This is a genomic window from Streptomyces sp. NBC_00016, from assembly GCF_045040885.1.
Lineage (GTDB): Bacteria > Actinomycetota > Actinomycetes > Streptomycetales > Streptomycetaceae > Streptomyces > Streptomyces coriariae.
Genome location: NZ_CP108304.1, coordinates 7,643,022 through 7,668,987, shown reverse-complemented (window position 1 = coordinate 7,668,987; position 25,966 = coordinate 7,643,022). Strand labels below are relative to the sequence as shown.

Below are 25,966 nucleotides of genomic sequence, written 5' to 3'. Positions count from 1 at the left end.
GATGGAGGCATGACGCTGTACGTCGGCACGTCCGGCTGGCAGTACCAGGACTGGAAGGGCGTCCTGTACCCGGCCGGCGTGCCCGTACGGCGGTGGCTGGAGGAGTACACCGGGCACTTCGCCACCGTCGAGATCAACAACGCCTTCTACCGGCTGCCGTCGCGGGAGACGTTCGCGTCCTGGGCCGAGCGCGTCCCGCCGGACTTCGTGGTCGCGGTGAAGGCGAGCCGCTATCTGACCCACATCAAGCGGCTGAAGGACCCCGAGGAGCCGGTACGGCGCCTGATGACCCACGCGGCCGGCCTCGGCGACCGTCTCGGACCGGTGCTGCTCCAGCTGCCGCCGACCCTGCGGGCCGACACCGGGCTCCTGGACGCCTGTCTGTCCTGCTTCCCGTCGGGTACGCGCGTCGCGGTGGAGCCACGGCACGAGTCGTGGTGGACGCCCGGCGTGCGGGAGGTCCTGCGGGCCCGGGGCGCGGCCCTGTGCTGGGCGGACGTCGGCTCCCGCCCGGTCACCCCGCTGTGGCGCACCGCCGACTGGGGGTACGTCCGCTTCCACCAGGGCCGCGCCCACCCCTGGCCGCACTACGGCCGCCGGGCCCTGGAGACCTGGCTGGACCGCATCGCGACGACCTGGGCGGTCGAGGACGGGAACGACGTCCACGCCTACTTCAACAACGACCCCGGCGGCGCGGCGGTGGAGAACGCGGCACTGTTCGGGCGGACGGCGCGGCGGGCGGGGCTGAGCGTGACCCGCACGCCGGGCACGCCGGCCGCACACCGCTGATCACCGCTGATCACCGCTCGTAGGCCGCCCGCAGGGCGTCCCGCACGGCGGCCGACGCCTGTTCCTCGGTGAGTCCCAGCCGCAGCACCCGCTCGGCGTAGGCCTGCGCGGCACCCGCCGCCTCCCGCTCCGCCGCCGGTCCGGACGCGGCGACGAACGTGCCGTTGCGTCCCCGGGTCTCGATCACCCCGTCCCCCTCCAGCGCCCGGTACGCCTTGGCGACGGTGTTCGCGGCGAGGCCGAGCGACTCGGCCAGCCCCCGCACCGTCGGCAGCCGGTACCCGACCGGCAGCGCTCCCGACCGCGCCTGCTCGGCGATCTGCGCCCGCACCTGTTCGTAGGGCGCGGCGCTCTCATCGATGTGGATCTTCAAGGTCACGGGCCGATTGTCCCGCACCCGCCGGGGAACGGGAGTGCGGGCGGAGCCGAAAATGGGAGGCAGACGGGCGCCGCCCGACCGTAGCGTGCGCTCACATGACCGTCATCGTGCGCGACCTGCGCCCCGAGACGCCCGCCGACATCGAGGGCTTCATCCGGGTCCGGCACCGCGCCCTGCCCTATGTGTTCTTCAGCCCGGCCTCCGTACTGCACGGCCTCTCGCTGTCCCGTCCCGACGCCCATGCCCGCAAGCTGGTCGCCGTGGAGGACGGCGACATCATCGGCACGGCCCAGCTGGGCCTCGCCCAGGACAGCCCGGAGCCCGGCCAGGGGTCCCTCAACGTGTACGTGGACCCCGCGCGCACCGGGCGCGGCGCGGGCACCCTGCTGGTCCGCGCCGCCGAGGAGCATCTGGCGGCCCACGGGGCGACGAAACTGTTCGCCTGGGTCCTGGACGAGCCGGCCGACCGCGCCTTCGCCGCACGACACGGCTACCGGTCGAGCCGCTCCGCGCACTTCCTCCGCCTGGACCTGGCCGGCACCGCGCTGCCGCCGCTCCAGGACCCCCCGCCCGGCGTCGAGCTGCGCACGGCCGCCGACTTCGCCGACGACCCGCATCCGCTGTTCGCCCTGGACGCGGAGGCGGGTTCGGACGAACCCGGCGACATCGCCACCGAGTTCACGGACTACGCGGCCTGGGTCGACGAGCACTGGAAGCATCCGCATCTGGACCGGGAGCTGACCTCGGTCGCCGTGGCCGACGGCCGCCCCGTCGCCTTCAGCGTGGCGCACACCCACGACGGCCTGTACACCACGGGCATGACCGGCACCGCCCGCGACCACCGCGGCCGGGGCCTGGCCAAGCTCGTCAAGAACGACTCGCTGCACCGGGCCCGCGCCGCGGGGTACTCGCGGGCGTACACGGGCAACGACGCGGACAACGGGCCGATGCTCGCGATCAACAAGTGGTTCGGGTACGAGATCTGCGCGACGGAGGTGCGGCATGTCCGGGAACTCGGCTGAGTCGACGGGTCCGGTGGACGTCGTCCTCGTCAAGGGCGGCCGGACGAAGATCCGGTACGCGGCCGAGCTGCTGTCCGACGACGGCACCCGGATCGCCGTGCGCGCCCCCTGGGCCGGGAACGCCGTACGCGACTTCGGCTTCGTCCGCTTCGAGGCGGGTGACGTCTTCACCGAGTACTACTGGCGGGACCGCTGGTACGCGGTGAAGGAGGTCCGCGACGCGACGGGCGCCCTGAAGGGCTGGTACTGCGACATCACCCGCCCGGCCACGCTGTCCGGCGGCGAACTGGTCGTCGAGGACCTCGACCTGGACCTGTGGCGCTCCGCCGACGGGACGGACGTACGGCGACTGGACGAGGACGAGTTCGAGGAGAGCGGGCTGACGGAGCGGGACCCGGCGGCCGCGGCCGCCGCGGTGACGGCCCTCGACGAGTTGGAGGTGCTGGCCACCGCCGAGGGCGGCCTGGAGTCGCTGCTGGAGTAGGGGGCCGTCGGCCCGACGCCGTGCGGCGCCGCGTGTCGCAGCGCCGCCGCACGGCACCGCCGCACAGCGCCGCGCCGCCCTCTCACACCGTCGCCACCACGGCGTACCGCTCGTCCGTCACGGCCCCGCCCCACAGCCCCGCGTCCTGCGACAGCCGTTCGACGCGCGCGTGCTCGGTCAGCGGGGCCAGCAGGGCGGTGAGCCGGTCCGCCGGTATGCCGACCGGGGCGACGGTCCCCCATACGCCCTCGACCAGCACGAGCCGCCCGCCGGGTCGCACCAGGCCGCGCCAGTGCCGCAGGACCCGGGCGGGGTCGGGCAGGGTCCACAGCACATGCCGTACCAGCAGGGTGTCGAAGCGCTGCTCACCGACCGGCGGCGCCGCCGCGTCACCTCGGAGGAACACGGCGTCACGCCCGGCGAGTTTGGCGCGGGCCAGGTCGATCATGGACGGGGAGAGATCGACCCCCGTCACCCGGTGTCCCTGCTCGGCCGCGAGGAGCGACAGACTGCCCGTGCCGCAGCCGAGATCGAGGAGGTCGCAGCCGCGCTCCGGCAGCCAGGCGCGCAGCCGCCGGGCCCAGGCGGCACGCACCGTCGGGTCGCGCAGGCCGTGGTCCGGCTCCTCGTCGAAGGCGGCCGCCTCCGCGTCCCAGTCGACACCCGGCGCGGTCGCTTCGTCACTCTTTTTCCTCATGTGCCCAAGAGTGACACCCACCACTGACAATCGAATCGTGACAGCCGCCACTGACAGAAGGGGGGCCGATGAGGAACTCTCCCCCAAAGGGTCTACCTCCGTGCGAACGCGGAACCCGGTAGCTCCTGAAGGAGGCAGCCATGCGCCGTACGACCGTGCAGAAGCCCCTGAAGAAGACGGATTCCCGCCGGATCCGTGACGAGGTCGACGAACGGCCCGCCGGGCGCCCCGAGGTGCGCAAGGACATCGCACGCACCTGGTGGCCGGACGGCTGAGCGACGCCGCCTTCAGCCCAGCCGCTTGCGGTAGTGGACGCGGTCGTACGGCCCGTCCACGCGCCGCTCCACGAGCGTGTAGCCGTACTTCGGGTAGATCTCCTGGTTCTCCCACATCATCGCGTTGGTGTAGAGCCTGACCTCGGGCAGCCCCAGCGCACGCGCGTGTGCGTCCACGAAGTGCAGCAGCCGCCGCCCGACGCCCTTGCCGTGGGCGTCGGGACGGACGGCGATGCTGTCGAGGAACAGGTGGTCGGCGAACGCCTCGACCACCACGAGGCCGACCACCCCGCCACCGAGCGGGTCGCCGGTCACGAACACCTTCCCCGCGGCCACGTCGGCCGCGTGGTCCGCCTCCATGGGCTGCGGCACCTGCCCGATGCGCTCGATGTAGGGCGTGTACGCCGCGTCCGTCACGGCCTTCACGGCCGGCACGTCGGCCGCCGTGGCGGGCCGGATCTCCTCGCTCGTCATGCCGTGAACGCTACCTACCTGATCCCAGTCTCAGCGCTTCCTTAAGGCGACCCTAAAGATCGCCACGGACCGCCCCGAGCAGGCGAATTCGCGGTTTCTTGGTTCCGGCACACATCAGGCCACCACCTGTTCCGGTTCCGAGGAGTTCCCCCATGCCCGCACGCCGCAAGGCCGCCGCCGTCGCCGCCGTCGCCTCCGTCGGGCTGATCCCGGCGGCCCTGACCCTGCTGTCCGCCGCGCCCGCGGCCGCGCACGGGTCGATGGGCGATCCGGTCAGCCGGGTCGCCCAGTGCTACGCGGAAGGTCCGGAGAGCCCCAAGTCGGACGCGTGCCGGGCCGCGGTCGCGGCGGGCGGGACGCAGGCGCTGTACGACTGGAACGGCATCCGCATCGGCGACGCGAACGGCCGTCACCAGGAGCTGATCCCGGACGGCAGGCTGTGCAGCGCGAACAACGAGGAGTTCAAGGGCCTGGACCTGGCCCGCGCCGACTGGCCGGCGACGAGCGTCGGCAGCGGCTCGTACACCTTCAAGTACCGCGTGACCGCCCCGCACAAGGGCACCTTCAAGGTCTATCTCACCAAGGCCGGTTACGACCCCTCGGGGCCGCTGGCCTGGTCCGACCTCGACCTGGAGCACCCGGTGGCGACGGCCACCGACCCGGTCGCGTCGGGCGGCTTCTACACCTTCTCCGGGACCCTCCCCGAGCGTTCGGGCAGGCAGCTGCTGTACGCGGTCTGGCAGCGCTCGGACAGCCCGGAGGCGTTCTACTCCTGCTCGGACGTGACGTTCGCGGGCACGAACACGAACACGGGCACAGGAGCGGGGACCGGTACCGCGCCGTCCGCCTCCGCGCCCTCCGAGGAGCAGATCGAGGACGGCGCCGACAAGTCGACGATCGAGCACCACGGCCACGGGGACGACGACGCCACCACGACGACCGACCCGACGACGGACCCGACGACCGACCCGACGACCGGGCCGTCCGGCACGACCGAGCCCTCCACCGCGGCCGAGTCGCCCGTCACGGCCAACGAGCCGAGCGCGGCCGGTGCCGGTGCGGGTTCGGGCGAGAGCCTCGCGGAGACCGGCGGTGACGGCAGCGCCCCGTATCTCGCGGTGGGCGGCGCGGCCGTCCTGACGCTGGGCGCGGCGCTGCTGTTCGGGTCGGTGCGCAGGCGCGCGGTGAGCGGCGGACGGCACGGCCGCTGAGCCGCCGCCCCCCTCGGTACTCCGGGGCCTGACCGGCGGCTCAGGTCGGACAGGCCCCGGCGGACCACCTGCGCGTCAGCTGAAGACGGACGCGCAGGTGGTGGCGGTGGCGTGGGCCGGGTCGAGCGCGTTGGCCACCTCATGGAAGGCGATCCGGTCGAACAGGCCGATCGCCAGGTGCTCGGAGAGGTCCACCGGGCACAGGTCCTGGAGCAGGACGTTGCGCACGTCGGACCCGCTGAGGTATTGGGTGCGCCACGGCGTGACCACTTCGTCGTACCTGGTGGCGATGACGGTGTAGCGGACACCGGCGACGGTGTCGCCGCCCGCGTTGAGCTTGGTGAGGAAGGCCGATCCGGCGACCTGGTCGGCGAGGCCGGGGGTGGCGGCCGAGAGGAGGTCCTCGGCGCCCGGGAAGTAGGGCAGCAGGTTGGCGAGTCCGCTCAGTGTGGTGCCGTGGTTGTCGGGGGCGATGCCGACGAGCGCGTTGACCTTGGCGGCGCCGCCGAGGAACTTCAGGTAGTAGCGCGGCATCATGCCGCCCTGTGAGTGGCCGACGAGGTCGGCCTCGGCGGCGCCGGTCGCGGCGAGCACCTTGTCGACGAAGGTGGAGAGCTGCGCGGCCGACTTGTCGATGGGACCGAGGCCGTTGAAGAACGGCACGCCCGGCAGTTGGCCGTAGTCGACGGAGAAGACGCAGTACCCGCGGACCGTGAGGTAGGGGGCCAGGGCCAGCCAGTTGTCGACCGAGTTGCCGAAGGTGCCGTGCACGAGGACGACGGGGCGGGGGTGGGCGGCGGAGGGCTTGCAGCGGTAGTCGTTCCAGCCACTCGACGAGGCGGTGGCGGTGGAGTCGGCGTGGGCGGCGGTGGCGGGGACGGTGGCGGCCGCGGCGGCCAGCAGCAGTGCGGCGAGTGGTCTGAGCGCGCGTTTCCAGGGCAGCATCGGGTGATCTCCTTGCGGCTCAAGGGAGGATGCGATGGCCTTACGCCCTGTGACCCGGATCACGAGGATGCTGTTCACTCGTCAAGTTACGGGCGAGTAGCTGAACTGTGAAGTTACGCGCCAGTAAAAACTTCCCGCTATAGCCACCCTCGACCGGGGATCACTGATATGCCGTCACCAAGCGGGCCGAATGGGGCCATGGGGGGCGATGCGTGACAACTGGTCGCGCAGCACCCGCACTTGACCCTCGCCGAGCACGGCGGTCCAGGCCCGCACCGCCTCGGCGGCCGCCTCCTCCGCCGCCCTGGTGCACTCCCAGCCGCGCTCGGTGAGCACGATCAGCCGGGCCCGCGCGTCCTCGGGGTGCGGCCGGCGCTCGGCATACCCCTTCCGCACGAGCTCCTCGACGAGCTGACTCGCCGCCTGCTTGGTGACTCCGAGGTGCGCGCCCAGCTCGGTGACCGTGGCGCCGTCCGGGGCAAGCCGGGTGAAGGCGAAGCCGTAGGCGGGCCGCGCCTCGAATCCACGGGCGAGGACGCCGTCGTTGATGCGCTGGGTGAGCTCGCCCGCGGCGGCGAGCAGGACGGCGGTCAGGGCAAGGGCTTCGGAGTTCTGCACGTCTGCATTGAAACATTCTTGACAGGTTGGTCAAGCGGCTTGACCATAGAGCAAGTAGTCAAGCAGCTTGACCATCTTCGCGCCTGCGTCCAGCAGCGACGACGCCCATCGGAAGCCGAAACCGACAGGAGACACCCATGCCCGTCATCCGTTCGTCCGACGCCGTCACCCACGAGATCCACGGCGCCCGCTTCGTCTCGTACGCCACTCCCCGCACCGGCAGCAAGGAGCTGTGCGCCTGGAGGGGCGAGATCCCCGCCGGGACGAAGGCGCCCGCGCACACCGTCAGCCGGGAGGAGATCTTCCATCTGCTCGTCGGCGAGCTGATCCTCACGCTCGACGGCCGCGCCGAGCGGATCAGGGCCGGCGACACGGTGATCGTCAATCCGGGGGCGACCCTGGCCGTCGAGAACCCGACCGATCACACCGCGCTCTCCTGGGTCACCACGTCCATCGGCCTGGAGGCGGAGCTGGCCGACGGGACCCGGATCGCTCCCCTGTGGGCCAACTGACCGCGTTCGGGACGCCGTCGCCTCACGCCGCCAGCGTCCCGGGCTTCACCGCTTCCGGCCCGAACTTCGCCCGCACCCGGTCGGCCACCTCCTCGATCCGGCGGACCTTCTCGTCCACGGGGTCGAAGGTGAGCTGGTGGGAGGCCTGGTCGGCGGGCCCGAGGGCCTCGGCGCGCAGGGCGATCGCGCGGACCCGGGCGCGTTGCAGACCGAGCGCCTCGTACAGGCCGTACGCCGTTCTCGTCAGGGCCGCCGAGTGCGCGGTCGGCTCCCCGAGGGTGCGGCTGCGCGTGGTGGCGGACCGGTCGGCGTAGCGCACGGTGAGGGTCAGGGTGCGGCAGACCTTCTCCACGGCACGCAGCCGGGCGCCCAGTTCCCCGGCGGCCGAGAGAAGCGCGCGGCGATGCCGGTCGGGGTCCAACTCGTCCCGGGTGAAGGGGCGTTCGGTGGCCAGCGAGCGTGATACGGCGTTCGGGACGACCCGGCCGCGGTCGACGCCGTTCGCCTTCTCGTGCAGTTCCCGGCCCGCCCTCGCGCCGACCAGGCGCTGGAGCGTGGACAGGGGCGCGGCGGCGACCCGGCCGAGGGTGTCGAGGCCGTACTCGCACAGGGTGCGGGCGGTCGCCGTACCCACACCGGGCAGCGCCACGACGGGCTTCTCGGCGAGGAACTCCCGTACCCCGCCCTCGGGAACCGCGCACGTCACCCCGGGCCGGGCGCCCCGCAGCGCCATGCGGGCCGACATCGGGCCGGGGCCCGCGCCGATCACGCAGTCGACCCCGTGCAGCGCGAGCGCGCGCACTCTGATCACCGACGCCAGCTCGACCGCGCTGCGCCCGAAGTACCGTTCGGCACCACGCAGATCGGCCAGCGCGCCGTCCGGCGGCAACGCCTCGACGACCGGTGTGAACTCCTCCAGCAGCCCGAGCAGCGCCGGCAGGGCGGCCTCGTCCGCCGAAGGCAGTTGGAAACGTACGCAGAGGATGGTCATCCCGCACTCCCCGGACTCTGGTGCCACAACTTCCTTCCCACCGCGGGCCCTTCGCCCGCGGGGCGCAGATCGGCCCAGGGGTGCATCTCGTACCCCGTGGGCATGCGGATGCGACGCTGTTCCCCCGCGTCCCGGGCGGCCGAGCCCGCCGGTGCGGGCAGCCCGTCCGAACCGGCGAGCCGACCACGCGCCGGGCCGTCGGCGCCGGCGTCGGAGGCGCCCGCGTCCGGGGTGTCCGCGTTCGGGGTGTCCGCGTTCGGGGTGTCCGCGTCCGGGGCGCCGCCGGGGCCGGCCAGCCGGGCCGCGACCCCTTCCAGCCCCTCGTCCCGGCGCACCTCCAGCAGTTCGGCGAGGTTCCAGGCGGCGGCGCCCACCACGCTGAGGCTGCGCGGGCCGCGCCGCTGCACCACCCCGCGCACCAGCAGCAGCCAGGAGTGGAAGACGGTGTGCGCGCAGGCGTCGTGGGAGTCGTCGAAGAAGGCGAGGTCGACCAGACCGGTGCCGTCGTCCAGGGTGGTGAAGATGACCCGCTTGCCGGACCGGATCGGCGGGGTCTGGGTGGCCGCCTTGGCACCCGCCACGAGGACCGTCTCGCCGTGCCGGGTGTCGCGCAGCCGGCGCGCCGACAGCACGCCCAGTTCGTCGAGGAAGCTCCGGTGGTCGTCCATCAGATGGCGCGAGGCGTCCATGGACAGCACACCCAGTTCGGCGCTGAGCTTCTCGGCGGAGGACAGGTCGGGCAGCCCGGCCGGGGTGGTCTTCCGTCCGCCGGCCAGCGGGAGTTGGCCGCCGCCCGCGCCCCGGGCCCCCCGGTGCAGTTCGGTCAGGTGCAGTTGCAGATCGCGCCGGTTGGCGCCGAACGCGTCCAGCGCGCCGACCTGTGCGAGCCGCGCGGCGAGCGGACGGCTCGGCCGCGCCCGTTCCCAGAAGTCCAGCAGCGAGGCGTACGGCTGCCCGTCCGCGATCCGTGCCGCCTCGGCCTCGGTGATGCCGTACACGTCGGAAAGGGCGAGCCGCAGCCCCCAGACGCCTGAACCGGATGGATCAGGGCCCGCACCGGAGGAATCAGCCCCTGAATCAGACACCAGTTCGATCCGGTGGGCGACCGCCGACCTGTTCACGTCCAACGGCAGCACCGGCACCCCCCGCCGCCGCGCGTCCGCGAGCAGCAGCCGCTTCGGGTACATCCCGGGGTCATGGGTGAGCAGCCCGGCATAGAAGGCGGCCGGGTGGTGCGCCTTCAGCCACGCCGACTGGTACGTCGGCACGGCGAAGGCGACCGCGTGCGCCTTGCAGAAGCCGTACGAGCCGAACGCCTCGATGATCTCCCAGGTCCGCTGAATCGTTTCTGCGTCATATCCGCCGGCCGCCGCGTGCTGGGCGAACCACACCTTGATCCGCCCCTGCGACTCCGGGTCCGACAGCCCGCGCCTGACCCGGTCCGCCTCACCGCGCCCGCAGCCGGTCATGACGGCGACGATGTCGATGATCTGCTCGTGGAAGACGACGACCCCGTAGGTGTCCCGCAGCGGCTCCGTCAGATCCGGGTGCGGATACCGGACCGGCGCCCGCCCGTGCCGCGCCTCGATGAACGGCCGCACCATGTCGGCGGCGACCGGCCCGGGCCGGAAGAGGGAGATGTCGACGACGAGATCGTGGAAGGTGGCCGGCTGCAACCGCCCCACCAGGTCCCGCTGGCCCGGCGACTCGATCTGGAAACACCCCAGCGTCTCGGCGGACCGGATGAGCCGATACGTCGCCGGGTCGCCGCCCTTCAGCGTGTCCAGGTCGATCCGCTCCCCCGTCGCCCGCTCCACCTCGCCCACCGCGTGCGCCATCGCCGACTGCATCCGCACGCCCAGCACGTCCAGCTTGAGCAGCCCGAGGTCCTCGACGTCGTCCTTGTCGAACTGGGCCATGGGAAACCCCTCGCCGCTGGTCGGCATGACCGGCGTACGGGAGAGCAGGGAGGCGTCGGAGAGGAGCACCCCGCACGGATGCATGGCGACTCCGCGCGGGAGGGCGTCGAGAGACTCGACCAGCTCCCAGAGCCGCCCGTACCGCTCCTTCTCCCCCGCCAGCGCCCTGAGTTCGGGCAGTTCCTCCAGCGCCGCCCGGGCGTCGCGCGCCCGGATGTGCGGGAAGGACTTGGCGATGCGGTCGATGTCGGCCGGGTCCATGGACAGGGCCGCGCCGACGTCCCGGATGGCGTGGCGGACCCGGTACGTCTCCGGCATCGCGACCGTCGCGACCCGCTCGGTGCCGAACCGGCCGATGATCGCCCGGTAGACCTCCAGCCGGCGCGCGGACTCCACATCGATGTCGATGTCGGGCAGCACGACCCGCTCCTTGGACAGGAAGCGCTCCATCAGCAGCCCGTGCTCGACCGGGTCGGCGTTCGCGATGCCGAGCAGGTGGTTCACCAGCGATCCCGCGCCGGAGCCGCGGGCCGCGACCCGGATGCCCATCCCCCGCACGTCGTCCACGACCTGGGCGACCGTCAGGAAGTACGAGGCGAAGCCGTGGTGGGCGATGATGTCCAGCTCCCGGTGCATCCGCTCCCAGTAGACGCGCTTGCCGGAGTGGCCGCGCAGCACCATCCCGGCCGCCGCCCGGGAGGCCAGCGTCCGCTGGGCGGTCCGGCGGCCCGCGCCGACGAGGTGCGGCTCGGGGAAGTGGACGGCGCCCATGCCGAGGTCGTCCTCGGGGTCGACCAGGCACTCGGCGGCCGTCGCCCGCGTCTGTTCCAGCAGGCGGTGCGCGGTGTCGCGCCGGTAGCCCGCGGCCTCGACGATCCGCTCGGCCGTGCGCAGCATCGCGCCCGCGTCCTTGAGCCAGGCCTCCCCGGAGTCCAGCCCTTTCGCCGGGTCGACCGGGACCAGCCGCCGGGCGGCGTCCAGCACGTCCGCGACCGGGCCCTGGCCGGGGTCGGCGTACCGGACGGCATTGCTGAGGACGGGCCGGATCCGCTGTTCGGCGGCGAAGCCGACGGTGCGGGCGGCCAGCCGCAGGGAGCCGGGTCCGGTGCCGGTGCGCCCGTGCCAGACGGCCTCCAGCCGCAGGGCGTCGCCGTACACCTCCCGCCAGGGGGTGAGGAGCTTCGCCGCGCGGTCCGGCCGGCCCGCGGCGAGCGCGCGGCCGACGTCGGAGGCGGGGCCGAGCAGGACGGTCAGGCCCGCGCCGTGGTTCTCGGCCCAGGGCAGTACCGGGGTGCCCTCGCTCTCGTGCGCGGCCGTGACGATCCGGCACAGGTCGCCCCAACCCCGGGCGCCGTCGCGGGCGAGGAAGATGACACGGGGTGTCGACTCGTCGATGAAGGCGCCGCCGCGCACGGGAGTGCGGCGCCTGTCCCGTCGTACGGACGCGTCGCCCTGCGGCCGCTCGGGGGGCGCCACCGCCAGGTCCACTCCGAACAGCGGGCGCACACCCGCCTTCGCGCAGGCCTTGGCGAAGCGGACCGAGCCGGCGAGGGTGTCGCGGTCGGTGAGGGCGAGGGCATCCATCCCCCGCTCCGCGGCGCGCTCGGCCAGCCGCTCCGGGTGCGAGGCGCCGTAGCGCAGGGAGAACCCGGAGACGGTGTGCAGATGCGTGAACCCCGACATCCGCACCTCCCGTGAATCCGTGAATCCGTGAATCGAACATCAGTTCCCAACTGACCCACCCCCACCATAGACCAATTTCCGAACATCTGTACGACAGCCGTTCGGACGCCTCCCACCTGCGGAAACACCCCGCGCCCCGGACCGTGGGGACATACACCGACCGCCGGCGCCGACCCACCCCGCGGCTCCGCCGGTGACCCCTTGGGCGGCTATCTGTGCGCGTCGATCATGGTGATCAGCTCGGGGGCCGCCCGCTCCACCCCGAGGCGCGCCGTGATCCGGCTCCTCGCCATGGCCGTCGTCGGGATCGTCGGCGGACTCGGCGGTGCTCTGATCGCCGGACTCGGCGGTGCTCTGATCGTCGGCCCGGTCCTGGGGGCCTGCCGGGCGGTATCGCGGCTCACTGGGGGCTCGGCGCACTGATCATCTTCGCCGTCGGCGCGGCCACGCTCGCCTGCCAGGGCGCCTTCGGCTCGCCGGCATCGGACTGGCCATCCTGCTCGTGGTGATCCTGGGCAACCCCGGCGCGGGCGGCGCGCTCCCGCCTCCGCTGCTCCCGCCGTCCTGGAAGGCGATCGGTCCGGCGCTGCCGCCGGGCGCGGGGACCTGGGCGGCACGCTCGATCGCCTACTTCAAGGGCACCGACATGACCGCGTCGCTGCTGGTGCTGTCGGCGTGGGCGGTCGCGGGGACCGTCGTCACCCTGTCGGCGGCGGCCCCGCGGACGCGCCGCGCGCAGAACACGCCGTGAGCCGGGCAGCAGCGAGCCGCGCACGTCCGTGACATGCCGGGCCGGACACGTGCGAAGTCCCGCCCCTCGCGCGCGGGGCGGGACTTCGGCTGCTCGAGGGCTGCTACGGGACCGTCAGCCGATCTGCGTCCCCGTCGCCGACAGCGCCTCCGTCACCGGCTGGAAGAACGTCTCCCCGCCGGAGGTGCAGTCGCCGCTGCCGCCCGAGGTCAGGCCGACGGCGCTGCTGCCCGAGAAGAGGGAGCCGCCGCTGTCGCCGGGCTCGGCGCAGACGTCGGTCTGGATGAGGCCGTTGACGATGTCACCGTTGCCGTAGTTCACCGTGGCGTCCAGGCCGGTGACCGTGCCGGAGTGCACCTGGGTGGTCGAGCCACTGCGGGTGACCTTCATGCCGACGGTGGCCTCGGCGGCGCCGGTGATCTGCTGGGCCGAGCCGTTGTAGAGGTCGACCTCGCTCGGGTGGTCGACCTCGGCGGTGTACTTGACCAGGCCGTAGTCGTTGTCCGGGAAGCTGGACACCTCGTTGGCGCCGATCTCGGTGCCGGAGGAGTCCGACCAGGTGGAGATGGCGTCGGTGCAGTGCCCGGCGGTCAGGAAGTACGGCTCGCCGCCCTTGACCACGTTGAAGCCGAGGGAGCAGCGCCCGGTGCCGCCGGTGATGGCGTCGCCGCCGGCGATGAAGGGCTTGAACTCCCCCTTGGTGCGCTGGAGTTCGGCCACCTGGCCGAGCCCGTCGACGACCTTGGTGAGCTTGGCCCACTCGGTGTCGGAGACCGTGCGGTCGGCGGTGACGACGACCTTGTTGGTGGTCGGGTCGGTGACCCAGGCGGTGCCCGGGACGGACGCGTCCGCCTTGAGCGTCGTACGGGCGCCGGTCAGTTCGGCGAGGGAGTTCTCGACGATTCTGGCCTTGGCGCCGGCCGCCTCGACGGTCTTCGCGGCGGCCGCGTCGAGGACGTTCACCACGAGGCTCTTGCTCTTCGCGTCGTAGTACGTGCCCGCCGCGTCGGCGCCGAGGTCCTGGCCGAGCGTCGAGGCGAGCTTTCCGGCCGCGAGGGCCGAGAGGGGGGCGGGCTGCGAGGTCTTCGCAGACTCACTGGCGTTCGCAGTCTGGAAGGTGACTCCGGCTGCGACGAGCGCGGCGATGCCCGCGCCCGTCATGACCATCCGCCGCCCGGGTATGCGTCGGTGCTTCAACTCGCGTCCTCCTGTGGGGGGTCGGCCCGGGCGGCCATGGGGGCAGCTCCGGGCCGGAAGGCTGGTTGACGGGCGCCCACTCTTCCGAACCGCACAGGGAGCACACAAGGTCGACTTCAGGACGCGCACAGGGTGGACACCGCGCGCCCGCCACGCCTTCACCACCCCGGAACATCCCCTGGCCACCACAGGAGAATTCGCACTGCAAACGCTACGCGTGAGTAACCACTTACCCGGCGGTGAGGTCTAGTCCTGGCCGGAACCCGACTCCGCCTCGGGCGGCGAAGGTGTGGATGTCGTCGGGGGTGTGGAGGACGTCGGGGGAAGCGGTTGCTGCTGCTGGGCCCGCTCCAGGAACCTCAGCAGCTCCACCGGGAACGGCAGCACCAGCGTGGAGTTCTTCTCGGCGGCGACCGCCACGACCGTCTGGAGCAGCCGCAGCTGGAGCGCGGCGGGCTGCTCGGACATCTCCTTCGCCGCCTCGGCGAGCTTCTTCGACGCCTGGAGCTCGGCGTCGGCGTTGATGATCCGGGCCCGCCGCTCACGGTCGGCCTCGGCCTGCCGGGCCATCGACCGCTTCATCGTCTCGGGCAGGGAGACGTCCTTGATCTCCACCCGGTCGATGGTGACACCCCACTCCACGGCCGGGCTGTCGATCATCAACTCCAGCCCCTGGTTCAGCTTTTCGCGGTCGGACAGCAGATCATCCAGATCGCTCTTGCCGATGATCGACCGCAGCGAGGTCTGCGCCATCTGCGAGACGGCGAACCGGTAGTCCTCCACCCGCATGACCGCCTCGGCCGGCGAGGTCACCTTGAAGTAGACGACGGCGTCCACGCGCACGGTGACGTTGTCCCGGGTGATGCCCTCCTGCCCGGGCACCGGCATCGTGACGATCTGCATGTTGACCTTTTGGAGCCGGTCGATGCCCGGAAGGATCAGGGTGAGTCCGGGGCCGCGCACCTCGGGCCGGAGTTTCCCCAGCCGGAGGACCACCCCCCGCTCGTACTGCTTGACGACCCGCGCCGCCGCCGCCACGTACACCGCTCCGGCGGACGCCAGCGCGACGCCCGCCACCATCAGCTCCTCGACCATTGCCGGCCCCCAAGGGTCCACAGCACTGCCCGCGCATCACTGCCTGTACCCCGACGGTAACCCCGCCCCCCGGCAAGGGCGAGCCCCCGCACGCCGGTTGCGTACGGGGGCTCGCCTGCGATCGGCCACAGGCCGGGTGAAACGGTCCCGCGCGAGGACTCCCGTGCGAGGGCTCCCTCGTCAGGGCTCCCGCGTCAGGGCTCCCTCGTCAGGGCTCCCTCATCAGGGCTCCCGCGTCAGGGCTCCCTCGTCAGGGCTCCCGCGTCGGGACTCTCGCGTGAGGACTAGAAGACGCTGACGCCGTAGCGGCTCAGGGCCTCGGTCACGGGCTGGAAGAAGGTCGTACCGCCCGAGGTGCAGTTGCCGCTGCCACCGGAGGTCAGACCGAGCGCGACACCGCCGGAGGTGTAGAGCGCTCCGCCGGAGTCACCGCCCTCGGCGCAGACGTTGGTCTGGATCATCTGGTAGACCACGTCACCGCTGCCGTAGTTGACCGTGGCGTTGAGGGCGGTCACCCGGCCGGTGTGGATACCGGTCGTGGAGCCGTCCCGGATGACCGACTGGCCCACGGTGGCGTTGCCGGAGCTGGTGATGTCGGTGTTGCCCGCGGTGCCCGCCTTGGCGACCGAGGTGTTGGTGTAGCGGACCAGCGCGTAGTCGTTGGTCGGGAAGCTGTAGCCGGAGTTCGTACCCAGCACGGTGGTCTGTCCGGAGTTGGAGTACCAGGTCGAGGCGACCTCGCCGCAGTGCCCGGCGGTCAGGAAGTAGTAGGTGCTCCCGCTGACGACGTTGAAGCCGAGCGAGCAGCGGTAGCCGCCGCCGTAGATGGCGTCGCCGCCGCCGATCAGCTTGTTGAACTTGCCCGGGGTGTGCTTGATCGTGAGCGCGCCGGCGTTGTCGCCCGCCTGCTCCTTGATCTGCGCGATCTCGGCGTCCGAGACCGTGCTGTCGACGGTGACCAGGAGGCGGTTGGTCTTGCTGTCGACCGCCCAGGCGGTGCCCGGGATGTCCGCCTGGAGCACCGAGTCGCCGGCGCTCTTCAGTTCGGCGGTACTGAAGGTGGCGGTGTCGGCCGCGCTCGCGTGGGGGATGGCGATGGCGGCGGCGGCCACGAGTCCGGTGGTCACGGCGGTCAGCCGGGTCCGTCTCGAGATGCCGCTCGTGGGGGTGGTGGGGGTGGTGCGCTTGATCCTCACGTTTCGTTCCCTCCCAGGGGAAGTCGGGGGCCCGTGGTGTGGGGTCGGGGCCCGTGAGGCGCAGCCAGGGACCGACGTTCGTCCGGATTTCGGACACGCCGTGACCCTGACAAGCGCTGAGGGGGAGTATTCGGCCGAACGGCCGGTCGGCGCAAGGGCGCCTTTCGGCCGTCAGACCTTCAACGAACTGCGTGAGTTGAGCCCTCTTGCAGCCTCTTGCCCCAGCTCAGACCAGGTTGCGCTCCCCTGCCTCGACCGCCACGTCATATGTGTTCCCCGGCGGCGGGAAGGGGCAGAGGAAAGCATCCGCAAAGGCGCACGGAGGCAGTACGGCCCGGTTGAAGTCGACCGTCGTGCGTCCGTCCGCGTCGGGTGCGCCGGAGTACAGGAACCGGAACCGGTGGCTGGTCACCCCGCTGGTGGCGTCGGCGAACACGGCCCACAGCGAACCGTCGCCCTGCACGCTCACCTGGAGGGTGAGCCGTTGCCCGGCCAGGACGAACGCCAGCTCCCCGCCGAGCCCGAGACCGCGCTCACGCCCGTCGGCGTTCGGCACCCGGACGGTACGGTCCTCGGCGTACGGGGTGAAGCGTGCGGGCACCGCCCAGCGCGCGTCGTAGGGGGTCGCGTCGATGCCCGGGAACCGGTGCCGGGCCGCGGAGTCCGGGTCGAAGTCGCGTACTCCCCAGACCCCCTCACGGACCAGCACGACCAGCCGCCGGTCACCGAGCGCGACCCGGGCCGCGTCCGTCGGTCCGGTGTCGGCGCCGAGCCGTACCTCCCCGCTGAACGGCTTCCCGTCCACGGTCAGCCCGTCGGAGCCGGTCGCGGTGAGCACCACGGCATCCTCATCGGCCACCCAGGTCCCCGGGGTGTCCGGAAGTCGACCGTCCGGAAAGTCCTCGAGCCAGTACGTTCCGGTGAGCGCGAGCGGGCCGTAGGGCGCCGAGACCGTCTCCAGGCGGCGCTCGTGCCACTGCTGCCAGTCGTCCGCCGCGTCCGTCGCCGCGCCGGTCGCGTCCGCCGTCATGAGGTCGGCCTTGTCGTCATGCGAGGTGTCCTGTCGTCTCGTCATATGGTTCGCCCGTCCCCACCGGGTCGGGCAGTCCGAGGTGGGAGCGCAAGGTGCGTCCCTCGTATTCCGTACGGAAGGCGCCGCGCTCCTGCAGCAGCGGCACCACCCGGTCGACGAACTCGTCGAGCCCGCCGGGGGTGAGCTGCGGTACGAGGACGAAGCCGTCGGCGGCTCCCTCGCGCACGAACTCCGCCAGTTCGGCGGCGACCGCCTCGGGCGTGCCGATGAAGGACTGCCGGGCGCTCGTCTCGATCACGGTCTGCCGGATGGACAGCCCCTTCTCCCTCGACAGCGCGCGCAGCTTCCCGGCCTTCGCGACCGCGTCGCCGTGCCGGGCGCGGCCCCCCGTGAGCCGCGGGTCGGCCACCGGGTCGAACTCGGGCAGCGGCCCGTCGGGGTCGTAGGCCGACAGGTCGACGCCCCAGAGCCGCTCCAGGGTGAGGAGGGCGCGCTGCGGGGAGACCAGCCGGCGCCTGATCGTGGCGGCCCGCTCCTGTGCCTCGGCGGCGGTGTCCCCGAGGACGACGGTGACGCCGGGCATGATCTTCAGATCGTCGGCGGTACGGCCGTACTTGGCCAGCCGTCCCTTGACGTCGGCGTAGAAGGCGCGCCCGGCCTCCAGCGTGCCGGGCCGCGCGAGGACGACGTCGGCGGTGGCGGCCGCGAACTCCCGGGCCTCTCCGGAGCCCCCCGCCTGGATCACCACCGGGTGTCCCTGCGGTGAGCGCGGCACGGTGAACTCCCCGGCGATGTCGAAGTGCCGGCCCCGGTGCGCGAACGGCCGGGGCGCCTCGTCCGGTGTCCAGGAGTCCCACAGCCTTCTCGCGGTGGCGACGAACTCGGCGGCCCGCGGATACCGGTCGGCGCGGTCCAGGTAGTCCCCGCGGCGGAAGTCCTCGCCGGTGCGGGCGTCCGAGGAGGTCTCCACGTGCCAGGCCGCCCGGCCGCCGCTGAGATGGTCCAGGGTGGCCAGTCTGCGGGCGAGTTCGAACGGCTCGTTGAAGGTGGCGTCGGCCGTGGCGGCCAGCCCCAGGCGCTCGGTCACGGCGGCGAGTGCGTTGAGGACGGTGAGCGGTTCGGGGCGGCCGGCCACGTCCAGGTCGTCGATACGGCCCTGGTGTGCGCGCGGCCGCGGCCCCTCGGCGAGGAGGAAGAAGTCGAACAGGCCGCGTTCGGCGGTCCGGGCGAGGTGCTCGAAGGAGGAGAACTCGATCGGCGACTTCGCGTCGGGGCCGGTCCAGACGGTGGGGGTGGCGGCGCCGGGGAAGTACGCGGCCAGGTGGCAGTGCCTGCCGAGCGGTCTCGGGCCCCGGGGCCGGTGTCCGCTCATGCCGCTCCCCCCGCGTACTGGTTGGCGGGCCGGGCCAGCCCCAGATGCTCGCGGAGCGTGCTGCCCGGGTAGAAGGTGCGGAACAGACCACGGTGCTGGAGCAGTGCGACCGTGCCGTTGACCAGCCGTTCCAGATCGCGGCGCGGTTCGACGGGGGTGAGGTGGAAGCCGTCGGCGGTGCCGTCCTTGTACCAGGAGGCGATCAGGTCGGCGAGGTCGACGGGGCCGCCCCGGTAGAGCGGGCCCTGCGCGGTCTGCCGGGGGCCGCCTCCGCCGTGGCCGGGTTCGGCGGCGTGCTCGCCGTCCCCGAGGTCGATCAGCAGACTCACCAGGACGAGCAGGGAGTTCGGGTCGCGCCCCGCTGCGGCCGCGTCGGCCCGCAGCCGGTCGCGGACGGTGCGGGCCTGCGCGGGGCTCGCCGCGCGTACGAGGGCCACGTCGGCGTGGCGGGCGGCGGTGGACCGGGCGGGTCCCTCGGTGGCGTCGACCACGCGCACCGGGTGTCCCTGCGGAGGTCTGGGCGCCAGGGCGGGGCCCCGCACCGAGAAGGCCTCGCCGGTGAAGTCGACGTGGTGCAGCTTGTCGCGGTCGAGGAAACGGCCGGTCGGTGCATCGCGTACGGCGGCGCCGTCCTCCCAGCTGTCCCACAACTTCGCCGCCACGTCGGCCACTTCACCGGCCTCCTGCCACAGCGCGTCCAGCGGCGCGGTGTGCCGGCGGCCGAAGAGCCGGGCCTCCCCCTCCGTGGTGGAGACGTCGATCCGCCAGCCGGCCCGGCCGCGGCTGACCCGGTCGAGCGTGGCGATGGTGGCCTGGAGGTGGAAGGGCTCGGTGTGGGTGGTGGTGAGGGTGGGCACCAGTCCGACGCGGTGCGTGGCGGGTGCCACCCGGGACAGCACGGCCGACGCGTCGGGCCCGGGCCGGGCGAAGGTGTCGTCCAGCGTCACGAAGTCGAGTCCGCCCCGCTCGGCGAGCCGCGCCAGTTCGACGTAGGGGCCGGCGTCGTACACCCCCGGCTGGTCGACGGCGGCCGCCAGGTGCAGCGGGCCCCGGCCGTGCGATGAGGTCATGGGGGAGAACCCTTTCTTCCGTGACGCTTCGAAGTGGAGCGGTTCACCCGACGGCATCGGCGCCCAGATCCCGCAGGAACACCAGGGCGGCCCGGGCGGTGGCGTCGTTCTGCCGGAACGCGGGGCCGCCGGTGCGCGGCCGGGTGAACGCGCCCGGCGTACGGCCGTCGGTGTGCGGCCCGAGCGCGAAGCGCCGTGGGTGCGGCAGGCCGGCCCGGTCCAGGACCCGCCCGTCGGCGCGGTCCACCCGCAGCAGCCCGTCCGGGGTCTCGCCGGCGCCGTCGGCGTGCAGCTCCCGCAGCAGCGGGTCGAGGGCGCGCCGGAGCGTCGGCTCCGGCAGCCGGGCCTCCACCAGCGCCCGCGCCTCGACCGAGAAACCGGGCACCGTGGCGCTCGACGCCCGGAACACCCCGTCCCGCGCGTGTACGGCCATGTCGGCGCCGACGAACTTCAGCACCCCCGCCCGGGACAGCGCGAGCAGCTGTCTCAGCCGGGGGCCCGGCGGCCCGGAGGCGAGGTAGCTGAAGAACCCGTGCCACCAGGAGCCGATGTCACCGAGCCGGACCAGCTGTCCGTAGACGGACAGCAGTCCCAGGAAAACGGCCAGGTCGGTGCTGTGCGCGGCGTCGTGACGGCGACTCAGGTCGTCCTCCACATAGCCGCGCAGCCCTTCCTGGAACTCCGCGAAGGAGCCGTACGCCACCCCGTCCAACGGCCGGTCGAGGGCGGCCAGGTCGAGCCGGTCGCGCGGATCGGGGACGGCGGACGCCACCAGGGCCTCCCGCTCGGCGCCCTCGGACGCGGCCTCGTACTTCTCCTCGAAGTCGGTCCAGGCGATCGCGGTCCGCTCGGCGTGGACCGTGAACAGCCGGTGGTAGTGGGCGAAGCCCAGCTCCTTCTCCACCAGCGGCCAGACATCCCGCCGGAAGTCGAAGCCCTCGGGCCGCGCGAGCAGCCCGTCGATCTCGGCGGGCCCCAGGAACCGGGGCAGCGGCGGCCGTTCGCCGGTCCAGTCGTAGCCGATCTTCGAGTGGTACGGCACACCGCGCCGCGAGCCGACGTACAGCACCGGTTCCCGCCCCGAGGGCACATAGGTGTCCCCCTCGTACCGCCCGCCGCGCCCCTCGGTGAGCAGCACCATCAGGTCGACGAAGGCGAGCCCGAAACCACGCACCAGCACGGGTTCGCCGGCCGGCAGCGCGGACAGGTCGCTGTCGGCCGTGAAGTCCGGCGGCAGATGGACGAGCCCGTGCTCCGCCGCGTAGGCCGCCAACTCACGTTGTTCATCGTCGAGTTCGGCGTCGAGATGACCGTGAGCGAGGACGACGAGATCGGCGGGCAGGGGCTGGTCCCGGCCTTCCAGCCACACCTGCTGGCGTCCCGAACGGGGGCCGCTCACCCGCAGAGCGCGCCCCGGATGGTGGTGGACGGTGATCTCCGGGGGCAGGGCGGCGACCGCCTGCTCGTGCACCCAGCGCAGATAGGAGCCCTGGAGCTGCCGGTCGGCGAAGGTACGCCCGTCGATGCCCGCCCACTCGTGCAACGTCGGGCCGGGCCGCACCGGCCCGGCCATCTCCACCGACTCGTCGGTGAACATGGTGACGTCCTCGGCGTGCGAGTTCATCCACAGCAGCGGCGACTGGGCGGCCCGCCAGATGCGTCCGGCGCCCGGCGGATGCGGGTCGACGAGATGGATGTCGAGCCCCGAACCGGCGTACAGCTCGGGGGCGTTGGCGGCGATCCGCTCGATGAGGCCGGTCCCCCGCGGCCCGGCCCCGACGATCACGAGGGTGGCGGGCGCTTCGGGGTCGAGGGTTTCGGAAGACATGCGAAGGCTCCGTGACAGCTGGAATCGAACACGGGTAGGTGCCTTCACACACCGAATGGGGCGCGCCGCGCGGCGCAGATACGGCCGAGCCCCTCAGCAGGGCCGTGCAGCGAGAGTACGTGGGCGTTTCCCCTCACTGTCAAGGCCGTCCACACTGTGAGCGGTACGTCTCAAGTCGGTTGACGCCTAACCGGAGACCTGTTCCACTTGGCCCATGCATCCGCAGCAGTGTCTGGTCACCCGCTCCCACATCGACTTCGGTCGCGTGTGGTCCTGTTCCTGTTGAGCTGACCCACTGCGGCCCCCGTTCCCGGGGCGCCCTCTTCGCGTTCTCCCCTCACCCAGCTCCGCCTTCACCTCCGCGCTCTCCCCTCGATATGCGCCTTTTCCCTCGCTTTCGCCCTACCTCACCCCTGCTCCACGGTGATCAGCGCGCCCCGACCGCCCTCCGCCCCGGAGCCGCGCGAAACCCGACCACCCGATCCATCAAGGCCCCCAGCACGTCCCGTACGGAGCCGCGCTCGCGCGCGTCGCACTCCAGCACGGGCACCTCGGCGCTCAGCCCCAACGCCGCCCGCACCTCGTCCAGTTCGAAGTGCTCGGCCCCGTCGAAGCGATTCACCGCGAGGACGAACGGCGCGCCCTGGGCCTCGAAGTAGTCGACGGCCGGGAAGCACTCCTCGATCCGCCGGGTGTCCGCGAGGACCACCGTGCCGAGCGCTCCCTCCACCAGGTCGTCCCACAGGAAGGCGAACCGGTCCTGCCCGGGCGTGCCGAACAGGTACAGCGCGATCGCATGGTCGAGCGTGATCCGTCCGAAGTCGAGCGCGACGGTGGTGGTGGTCTTGGACTCCACGCCCTCGAGCGAGTCGACCCCGACCGACACCTGGGTGATCGGCGCCTCGGTGTCGAGCGGGTCGATCTCGGAGACGGCCCCGATGAAGGTCGTCTTACCGACCCCGAGCCCGCCGCTCACCACGATCTTCACGGCGAGCGGAACGGTTTTGTCAGAGCGCCCGGGCATGATCATCGATCCTTTCGAGCATCCGGAGCGGTGGCTCCGCGGGTTACCGGCACGCGAACGGCCGACCGCCGGTCCCGACGGACGGCCCTGCGAAGTCCGCGTCCTCGACCAGAGATACGTTCCAGGGATGCCCGTCGCTCACCGTGGCGCCCCACACGGGCGCCACGGGCCGAATCAGTGACGCCGCGTCAGCAGTCGCAGGAGCAGCACTCACAGCACTCGCAGCACTGACAACCGTCGCAGCAGCAATCGCAGCCGTCACAGCCGTCGCGGCACCAGCCCTCGCGCTTCTTCCGCGACCAGGGCCCCTCGAACTCGTCGGCGCAGCAGGCCTGGCAGGTGCAGCACAGCCCGAGCGCGACCGCGCACCCGGCCCAGAAGCCCCGCTTCCCGGGCCGCGGCGGCTCACCGCCGAAGGGGTTGCCGCCGAAGGGGTTGCCGGGCGCGTTCGGGTCCACCGGCCCCTGGGGGGCGTACGGGCCGGTCGGCGGCCCGAAGGCACCCTCCGGCGCGTGCGCGTGCCCGCACGACTGCGTCCCGAACGCCCGGTCGACCGACCGCTCCAGCTCGTGCGCCAGCAGCAGGTGCGCGAGCCTGCCGTCCACGAACTCCATGTCGCGCAGCGCGAGCCGGATGCCGTGCAGGGCGTCGTCGGCGAGCCGCCGGGCCTCGGTGAGCGGGGTGCCGGTGGCCGTCAGCGGGTTCCAGGCCCCGGCCGCCGCGTCGGACTCCCGGTCCTCGACCGCGTCCAGCAGATGCGCCAGCCGTCCGAAGAGCCGGCCGGCCTCCGCGAGCGGCGCGGCGTTGCCCGGCCGGCCCGCCAGGACCGCGGTGTGCGCGAAGGCGGCGGCGGTCGCGGTCTCGGTCGGCTCGGTGACGGCGCACAGCGGGGTGCCGGGCCCGGCGAGCGTCTCGATGCCCACCTGGCGTTCCACCGCGTCGACGAGGACGCCGGTGTCGAATCCGACGGCGGCCCCGCCGCGTTCCCCGGCCCGGCCCCAGCTCGCGGCGACCCGGCGCGCGGCGACGGCGACGGGCCGCCGCGCCAGCAGCCCGTCCCCGTCGGCGACGTGGTCGCGCACCTTGGCCGAGGCGAGCACCAGCGAGACGGCGGCCGCGAGCCGGGCGCCCTCGCCCTGCGCGACGGACGCGGTGCGCATCCCGCGCAACGGGCACGGTCCCGCCGTCCGCCGCCATCCGTCGGCCGGCACCCGGTCGGCCTGAGCCTCCGTCAGAACCGATATGAGCAGGCCGTCGTAGTTGGTGACGACCCGCGCGAACTGCCCGTGGTCACCGCGCAGCGCGAGACACAGCCCGCACAGGTGCGCCATCCACTGGGTCTTGAGGCCCTCTCCGAGCCGGTGACTGCATGGCCTGACGATTCCGAACACGACAACCCCCGTCGTCCTTGGGACATTGAGCTGCGGCATGCTATCGACCGATTGTCACGCCGGATCGGGGGCACCCGGTTCACCCGGACGCACCGTGCGTCACCCGTTCGCCACGAAGAATCATATTTCACTCACAGTCAGCAGCCGTATGCGGTACGACCCTTGGGAGACGCGGGCTCTCGACGTATTCGCTGTGCACCAGTACCGTCACAAACCCCCCGCGCGGCGTCTATCCACTTGGCGCGACATCCGCATCATGGACGACCATGGGGAATGCGGAAAGCAGAAAGACCGCTGTGAGAGGAGGCGTCCATGGGATCGGTGCGCAAGGCGAGTGCCTGGCTTGGCCTCGTCGACGACAACGATGACGAGCGTTACTACGACGACGACTATTCCGAGGGGACCGACTCCGGGGACGCCTGGGTCACCGACCCCCGCGTGAAGGTGGCGACGGACACGGCCGAGGAGAAGGGCCGCCGGATCGGCACCGTCACCCCGGACAGCTTCCGGGACGCGCGGGCGATCGGTGAACTGTTCCGCGAGGGCGTGCCGGTCATCATGAACCTCACGGCCATGGAGGCCGGGGACGCCAAGCGCGTCGTCGACTTCGCGGCCGGGCTGATCTTCGGCCTGCGGGGTTCGATCGAGCGGGTGTCCACCCGGGTGTTCCTGCTGACCCCCGCCAACACGGAGATCGTGAACGGAGACCCGTCCGCGCACCGGACGGACGGTTTCTTCAACCAGAGCTGAGGCAGGGCCGCTCACCGGCCCTGCCTCGGCCCCCGGGCCGGGTCAGCGGAAGGCGTCGAGTCCGGTGAGCGCCTTGCCCAGCACGAGCTGGTGCATCTCGACGGTGCCCTCGTAGGTGAGCACCGACTCGAGGTTGGTCGCGTGCCGCATGACGGGGTATTCGAGCGAGATCCCGTTGGCACCGAGGACGGTACGGGCGGTCCGGCAGATCTCGATCGCCTCCCGTACGTTGTTGAGCTTGCCGAAGCTGACCTGCTCGGGACGCAGGCGGCCGGCGTCCATGCGTCGCCCCAGATGATGGGCGAGCAGAATCCCCTTGTGCAGCTCGACCGCCATGTCGGCGAGCTTGGCCTGGGTGAGCTGGAATCCCCCGATGGGCCGCCCGAACTGCTCGCGGGTCTTCGCGTACTCGACGGCGGTCTCGAAGCAGGAGCGCGCCGCTCCCATCGCGCCCCACACGATGCCGTAGCGCGCGTGGGACAGACAGCTGAGCGGTCCGCGCAGCCCGGTGACCTCCGGCAGGACGGCGTCCGCGGGCAACCGCACGTCGTCGAGCACCAGCTCGCTGGTCACACTGGCCCGCAGGGACCACTTGTGCTTGATCTCGGGCGCCGAGAACCCCGGAGTGCCGGCGGGCACCACGAAGCCGCGGATCCCGTCGTCGCTCTGCGCCCAGACGACGGCCACCCCGGCGACGGACCCGTTGGTGATCCACATCTTGCGGCCGTCGAGCACCCAGTCGGAGCCGTCCCGCTTGGCGTACGTCCGCATGCCCGCCGGGTCGGAGCCGTGATCGGGTTCGGTGAGCCCGAAGCACCCGATGATCTCGCCCGCGGCCATCCCCGGCAGCCAGGTCTGCTTCTGCTCCTCGCTGCCGAAGCGGTGCAGGGCGTACATGGCGAGGGAACCCTGCACGGAGACGAGGGACCGGATACCGGAGTCGGCGGCCTCGAGTTCTAGACAGGCGAGGCCGTACTGCACGGCGCTGGCACCGGCGCACCCGTATCCGCTGAGCGACATCCCGAGCGCCCCGATGGCGCCGAGCTCGCGCGCCAGCTCCCGGATCTCCGGCAGCTCCCCGCGCTCGTACCACTCGGCGACCTGCGGCAGCACCCGGTCCGCGGCCCAGTTCCGCACGGTGTCACGGATCGCGAGATCCTCCGGCTCCAGCAGATCGTCGATCCCGAGCGGGTCGGCGGGGTCGAAGGGGGGCAACTTCGAGGACGCGGACATGAATGAGCCTCCGAAAAACTAGCACCG

24 protein-coding genes and 1 pseudogene are annotated in these 25,966 nt (G+C 72.4%); 8 read left to right on the top strand and 17 right to left on the bottom strand.

What is annotated here, in order from left to right:
• Positions 1–9: 9 nt before the first annotated feature.
• The gene (locus OG933_RS33925; protein WP_362528334.1) at positions 10–789 is read left to right on the top strand and encodes a DUF72 domain-containing protein; all 780 of its coding nucleotides are present in this window, start codon (positions 10–12) and stop codon (positions 787–789) included.
• Between the two features lie 10 nt (positions 790–799).
• Here the strand turns inward: OG933_RS33925 and OG933_RS33920 are convergent, their stop codons facing one another.
• On the bottom strand, positions 800–1,168 hold the full coding sequence (locus OG933_RS33920; protein WP_020128208.1) for a GntR family transcriptional regulator: 369 nt from the start codon (positions 1,166–1,168) through the stop codon (positions 800–802).
• Between the two features lie 95 nt (positions 1,169–1,263).
• Between OG933_RS33920 and OG933_RS33915 the strand changes: the two genes are divergently transcribed.
• Positions 1,264–2,190, top strand: a complete 927-nt coding sequence (locus OG933_RS33915; protein WP_405630655.1) for a GNAT family N-acetyltransferase — start codon at positions 1,264–1,266, stop codon at positions 2,188–2,190.
• On the top strand, positions 2,171–2,674 hold the full coding sequence (locus OG933_RS33910) for a DUF402 domain-containing protein (protein ID WP_020128206.1): 504 nt from the start codon (positions 2,171–2,173) through the stop codon (positions 2,672–2,674). The genes OG933_RS33915 and OG933_RS33910 overlap by 20 nt, the downstream gene beginning before the upstream one ends.
• An 82-nt stretch (positions 2,675–2,756) precedes the next feature.
• Here the strand turns inward: OG933_RS33910 and OG933_RS33905 are convergent, their stop codons facing one another.
• Entirely contained in the window at positions 2,757–3,371 is a 615-nt protein-coding gene (locus tag OG933_RS33905; protein ID WP_405630652.1) for a class I SAM-dependent methyltransferase, read from the bottom strand.
• A gap of 140 nt (positions 3,372–3,511) precedes the next feature.
• On the opposite strand from OG933_RS33905, the gene OG933_RS33900 reads away from it, so the two are divergent.
• Complete coding sequence (locus OG933_RS33900; protein WP_020128204.1) at positions 3,512–3,646, top strand: hypothetical protein; 135 nt, start codon at positions 3,512–3,514, stop codon at positions 3,644–3,646.
• Positions 3,647–3,658: 12 nt separating this feature from the next.
• Here OG933_RS33900 and OG933_RS33895 read toward each other — a convergent pair whose 3' ends face one another.
• Entirely contained in the window at positions 3,659–4,120 is a 462-nt protein-coding gene (locus OG933_RS33895) for a GNAT family N-acetyltransferase (protein WP_362528323.1), read from the bottom strand.
• 152 nt (positions 4,121–4,272) lie between these two features.
• Between OG933_RS33895 and OG933_RS33890 the strand changes: the two genes are divergently transcribed.
• A complete protein-coding gene (locus OG933_RS33890) occupies positions 4,273–5,331 on the top strand; it encodes a lytic polysaccharide monooxygenase (protein ID WP_405630648.1) in 1,059 nt (352 codons plus the stop codon).
• A 75-nt stretch (positions 5,332–5,406) separates the two neighbouring features.
• On the opposite strand, the gene OG933_RS33885 is transcribed toward OG933_RS33890, so the two are convergent.
• Positions 5,407–6,276, bottom strand: coding sequence for an alpha/beta fold hydrolase (locus OG933_RS33885; protein ID WP_362528319.1), 870 nt, complete (start codon positions 6,274–6,276; stop codon positions 5,407–5,409).
• A gap of 174 nt (positions 6,277–6,450) precedes the next feature.
• Positions 6,451–6,894 carry a MarR family winged helix-turn-helix transcriptional regulator gene (locus OG933_RS33880; RefSeq protein WP_362528316.1) on the bottom strand — a complete coding sequence of 148 codons (444 nt, stop codon included), beginning with the start codon at positions 6,892–6,894 and terminating at the stop codon, positions 6,451–6,453.
• A gap of 137 nt (positions 6,895–7,031) precedes the next feature.
• On the opposite strand from OG933_RS33880, the gene OG933_RS33875 reads away from it, so the two are divergent.
• On the top strand, positions 7,032–7,406 hold the full coding sequence (locus OG933_RS33875) for a cupin domain-containing protein (RefSeq protein WP_020128199.1): 375 nt from the start codon (positions 7,032–7,034) through the stop codon (positions 7,404–7,406).
• A 22-nt stretch (positions 7,407–7,428) separates the two neighbouring features.
• On the opposite strand, the gene OG933_RS33870 is transcribed toward OG933_RS33875, so the two are convergent.
• Together OG933_RS33870 and OG933_RS33865 are read right to left on the bottom strand one after the other, a co-directional pair.
• A complete protein-coding gene (locus OG933_RS33870; protein ID WP_405630646.1) occupies positions 7,429–8,397 on the bottom strand; it encodes a DNA polymerase thumb domain-containing protein in 969 nt (322 codons plus the stop codon).
• Positions 8,394–11,999 carry a DNA polymerase III subunit alpha gene (locus OG933_RS33865; protein WP_405630643.1) on the bottom strand — a complete coding sequence of 1,202 codons (3,606 nt, stop codon included), beginning with the start codon at positions 11,997–11,999 and terminating at the stop codon, positions 8,394–8,396. The genes OG933_RS33870 and OG933_RS33865 overlap by 4 nt, the downstream gene beginning before the upstream one ends.
• A gap of 201 nt (positions 12,000–12,200) precedes the next feature.
• Between OG933_RS33865 and OG933_RS33860 the strand changes: the two are divergent.
• Positions 12,201–12,750: pseudogene (locus OG933_RS33860) on the top strand (DUF3533 domain-containing protein); the annotation flags it as partial.
• A 114-nt stretch (positions 12,751–12,864) separates the two neighbouring features.
• On the opposite strand, the gene OG933_RS33855 reads toward OG933_RS33860, so the two are convergent.
• The 9 genes from OG933_RS33855 to OG933_RS33815 all read right to left on the bottom strand — a co-directional run bounded on the left by OG933_RS33855 (position 12,865) and on the right by OG933_RS33815 (position 23,956).
• Positions 12,865–13,947 (bottom strand): S1 family peptidase, encoded by a 1,083-nt coding sequence (locus OG933_RS33855; RefSeq protein ID WP_405630641.1) that lies wholly within the window; start codon positions 13,945–13,947, stop codon positions 12,865–12,867.
• A gap of 246 nt (positions 13,948–14,193) precedes the next feature.
• A complete protein-coding gene (locus tag OG933_RS33850) occupies positions 14,194–15,042 on the bottom strand; it encodes a slipin family protein (protein ID WP_362528306.1) in 849 nt (282 codons plus the stop codon).
• A gap of 284 nt (positions 15,043–15,326) precedes the next feature.
• The gene (locus tag OG933_RS33845; protein ID WP_362528303.1) at positions 15,327–16,238 is read right to left on the bottom strand and encodes a S1 family peptidase; all 912 of its coding nucleotides are present in this window, start codon (positions 16,236–16,238) and stop codon (positions 15,327–15,329) included.
• Positions 16,239–16,464: 226 nt separating this feature from the next.
• Entirely contained in the window at positions 16,465–17,268 is an 804-nt protein-coding gene (locus OG933_RS33840; protein WP_405633587.1) for a DUF1684 domain-containing protein, read from the bottom strand.
• Positions 17,269–17,284: 16 nt separating this feature from the next.
• Positions 17,285–18,643: an NtaA/DmoA family FMN-dependent monooxygenase gene (locus OG933_RS33835; RefSeq protein ID WP_405630639.1), complete on the bottom strand. Its 1,359-nt coding sequence runs from the start codon at positions 18,641–18,643 to the stop codon at positions 17,285–17,287.
• On the bottom strand, positions 18,640–19,713 hold the full coding sequence (locus OG933_RS33830; RefSeq protein ID WP_362528297.1) for an LLM class flavin-dependent oxidoreductase: 1,074 nt from the start codon (positions 19,711–19,713) through the stop codon (positions 18,640–18,642). Before OG933_RS33830 ends, OG933_RS33835 begins: the two co-directional genes overlap by 4 nt.
• 43 nt (positions 19,714–19,756) lie before the next feature.
• A complete protein-coding gene (locus OG933_RS33825; protein ID WP_405630638.1) occupies positions 19,757–21,541 on the bottom strand; it encodes an FAD/NAD(P)-binding protein in 1,785 nt (594 codons plus the stop codon).
• A 427-nt stretch (positions 21,542–21,968) separates the two neighbouring features.
• Positions 21,969–22,571: a GTP-binding protein gene (locus OG933_RS33820; RefSeq protein WP_405630635.1), complete on the bottom strand. Its 603-nt coding sequence runs from the start codon at positions 22,569–22,571 to the stop codon at positions 21,969–21,971.
• A gap of 182 nt (positions 22,572–22,753) precedes the next feature.
• On the bottom strand, positions 22,754–23,956 hold the full coding sequence (locus OG933_RS33815; RefSeq protein ID WP_362528287.1) for a DUF5685 family protein: 1,203 nt from the start codon (positions 23,954–23,956) through the stop codon (positions 22,754–22,756).
• Positions 23,957–24,268: 312 nt separating this feature from the next.
• Here OG933_RS33815 and OG933_RS33810 point away from each other — a divergent pair, with 312 nt between their 5' ends.
• The gene (locus OG933_RS33810) at positions 24,269–24,706 is read left to right on the top strand and encodes a cell division protein SepF (protein ID WP_020128186.1); all 438 of its coding nucleotides are present in this window, start codon (positions 24,269–24,271) and stop codon (positions 24,704–24,706) included.
• 42 nt (positions 24,707–24,748) lie between these two features.
• Here the strand turns inward: OG933_RS33810 and OG933_RS33805 are convergent, their stop codons facing one another.
• Positions 24,749–25,939, bottom strand: coding sequence for an acyl-CoA dehydrogenase family protein (locus OG933_RS33805; protein ID WP_362272208.1), 1,191 nt, complete (start codon positions 25,937–25,939; stop codon positions 24,749–24,751).
• Positions 25,940–25,966 lie beyond the last annotated feature (27 nt).

Excerpts from the sequence above, each read along its gene's own strand:
- OG933_RS33925 (WP_362528334.1), top strand. The coding sequence starts at position 10 with ATGACGCTGTACGTCGGCACGTCCGGCTGGCAGTACCAGGACTGGAAG.
- OG933_RS33915 (WP_405630655.1), top strand. The coding sequence starts at position 1,264 with ATGACCGTCATCGTGCGCGACCTGCGCCCCGAGACGCCCGCCGACATC.
- OG933_RS33910 (WP_020128206.1), top strand. The coding sequence starts at position 2,171 with ATGTCCGGGAACTCGGCTGAGTCGACGGGTCCGGTGGACGTCGTCCTC.
- OG933_RS33905 (WP_405630652.1), bottom strand. The coding sequence starts at position 3,371 with ATGAGGAAAAAGAGTGACGAAGCGACCGCGCCGGGTGTCGACTGGGAC.
- OG933_RS33900 (WP_020128204.1), top strand. The coding sequence starts at position 3,512 with ATGCGCCGTACGACCGTGCAGAAGCCCCTGAAGAAGACGGATTCCCGC.
- OG933_RS33895 (WP_362528323.1), bottom strand. The coding sequence starts at position 4,120 with ATGACGAGCGAGGAGATCCGGCCCGCCACGGCGGCCGACGTGCCGGCC.
- OG933_RS33890 (WP_405630648.1), top strand. The coding sequence starts at position 4,273 with ATGCCCGCACGCCGCAAGGCCGCCGCCGTCGCCGCCGTCGCCTCCGTC.
- OG933_RS33885 (WP_362528319.1), bottom strand. The coding sequence starts at position 6,276 with ATGCTGCCCTGGAAACGCGCGCTCAGACCACTCGCCGCACTGCTGCTG.
- OG933_RS33875 (WP_020128199.1), top strand. The coding sequence starts at position 7,032 with ATGCCCGTCATCCGTTCGTCCGACGCCGTCACCCACGAGATCCACGGC.
- OG933_RS33870 (WP_405630646.1), bottom strand. The coding sequence starts at position 8,397 with ATGACCATCCTCTGCGTACGTTTCCAACTGCCTTCGGCGGACGAGGCC.
- OG933_RS33865 (WP_405630643.1), bottom strand. The coding sequence starts at position 11,999 with ATGTCGGGGTTCACGCATCTGCACACCGTCTCCGGGTTCTCCCTGCGC.
- OG933_RS33850 (WP_362528306.1), bottom strand. The coding sequence starts at position 15,042 with ATGGTCGAGGAGCTGATGGTGGCGGGCGTCGCGCTGGCGTCCGCCGGA.
- OG933_RS33840 (WP_405633587.1), bottom strand. The coding sequence starts at position 17,268 with ATGACGGCGGACGCGACCGGCGCGGCGACGGACGCGGCGGACGACTGG.
- OG933_RS33835 (WP_405630639.1), bottom strand. The coding sequence starts at position 18,643 with ATGAGCGGACACCGGCCCCGGGGCCCGAGACCGCTCGGCAGGCACTGC.
- OG933_RS33830 (WP_362528297.1), bottom strand. The coding sequence starts at position 19,713 with ATGACCTCATCGCACGGCCGGGGCCCGCTGCACCTGGCGGCCGCCGTC.
- OG933_RS33825 (WP_405630638.1), bottom strand. The coding sequence starts at position 21,541 with ATGTCTTCCGAAACCCTCGACCCCGAAGCGCCCGCCACCCTCGTGATC.
- OG933_RS33820 (WP_405630635.1), bottom strand. The coding sequence starts at position 22,571 with ATGATCATGCCCGGGCGCTCTGACAAAACCGTTCCGCTCGCCGTGAAG.
- OG933_RS33810 (WP_020128186.1), top strand. The coding sequence starts at position 24,269 with ATGGGATCGGTGCGCAAGGCGAGTGCCTGGCTTGGCCTCGTCGACGAC.
- OG933_RS33805 (WP_362272208.1), bottom strand. The coding sequence starts at position 25,939 with ATGTCCGCGTCCTCGAAGTTGCCCCCCTTCGACCCCGCCGACCCGCTC.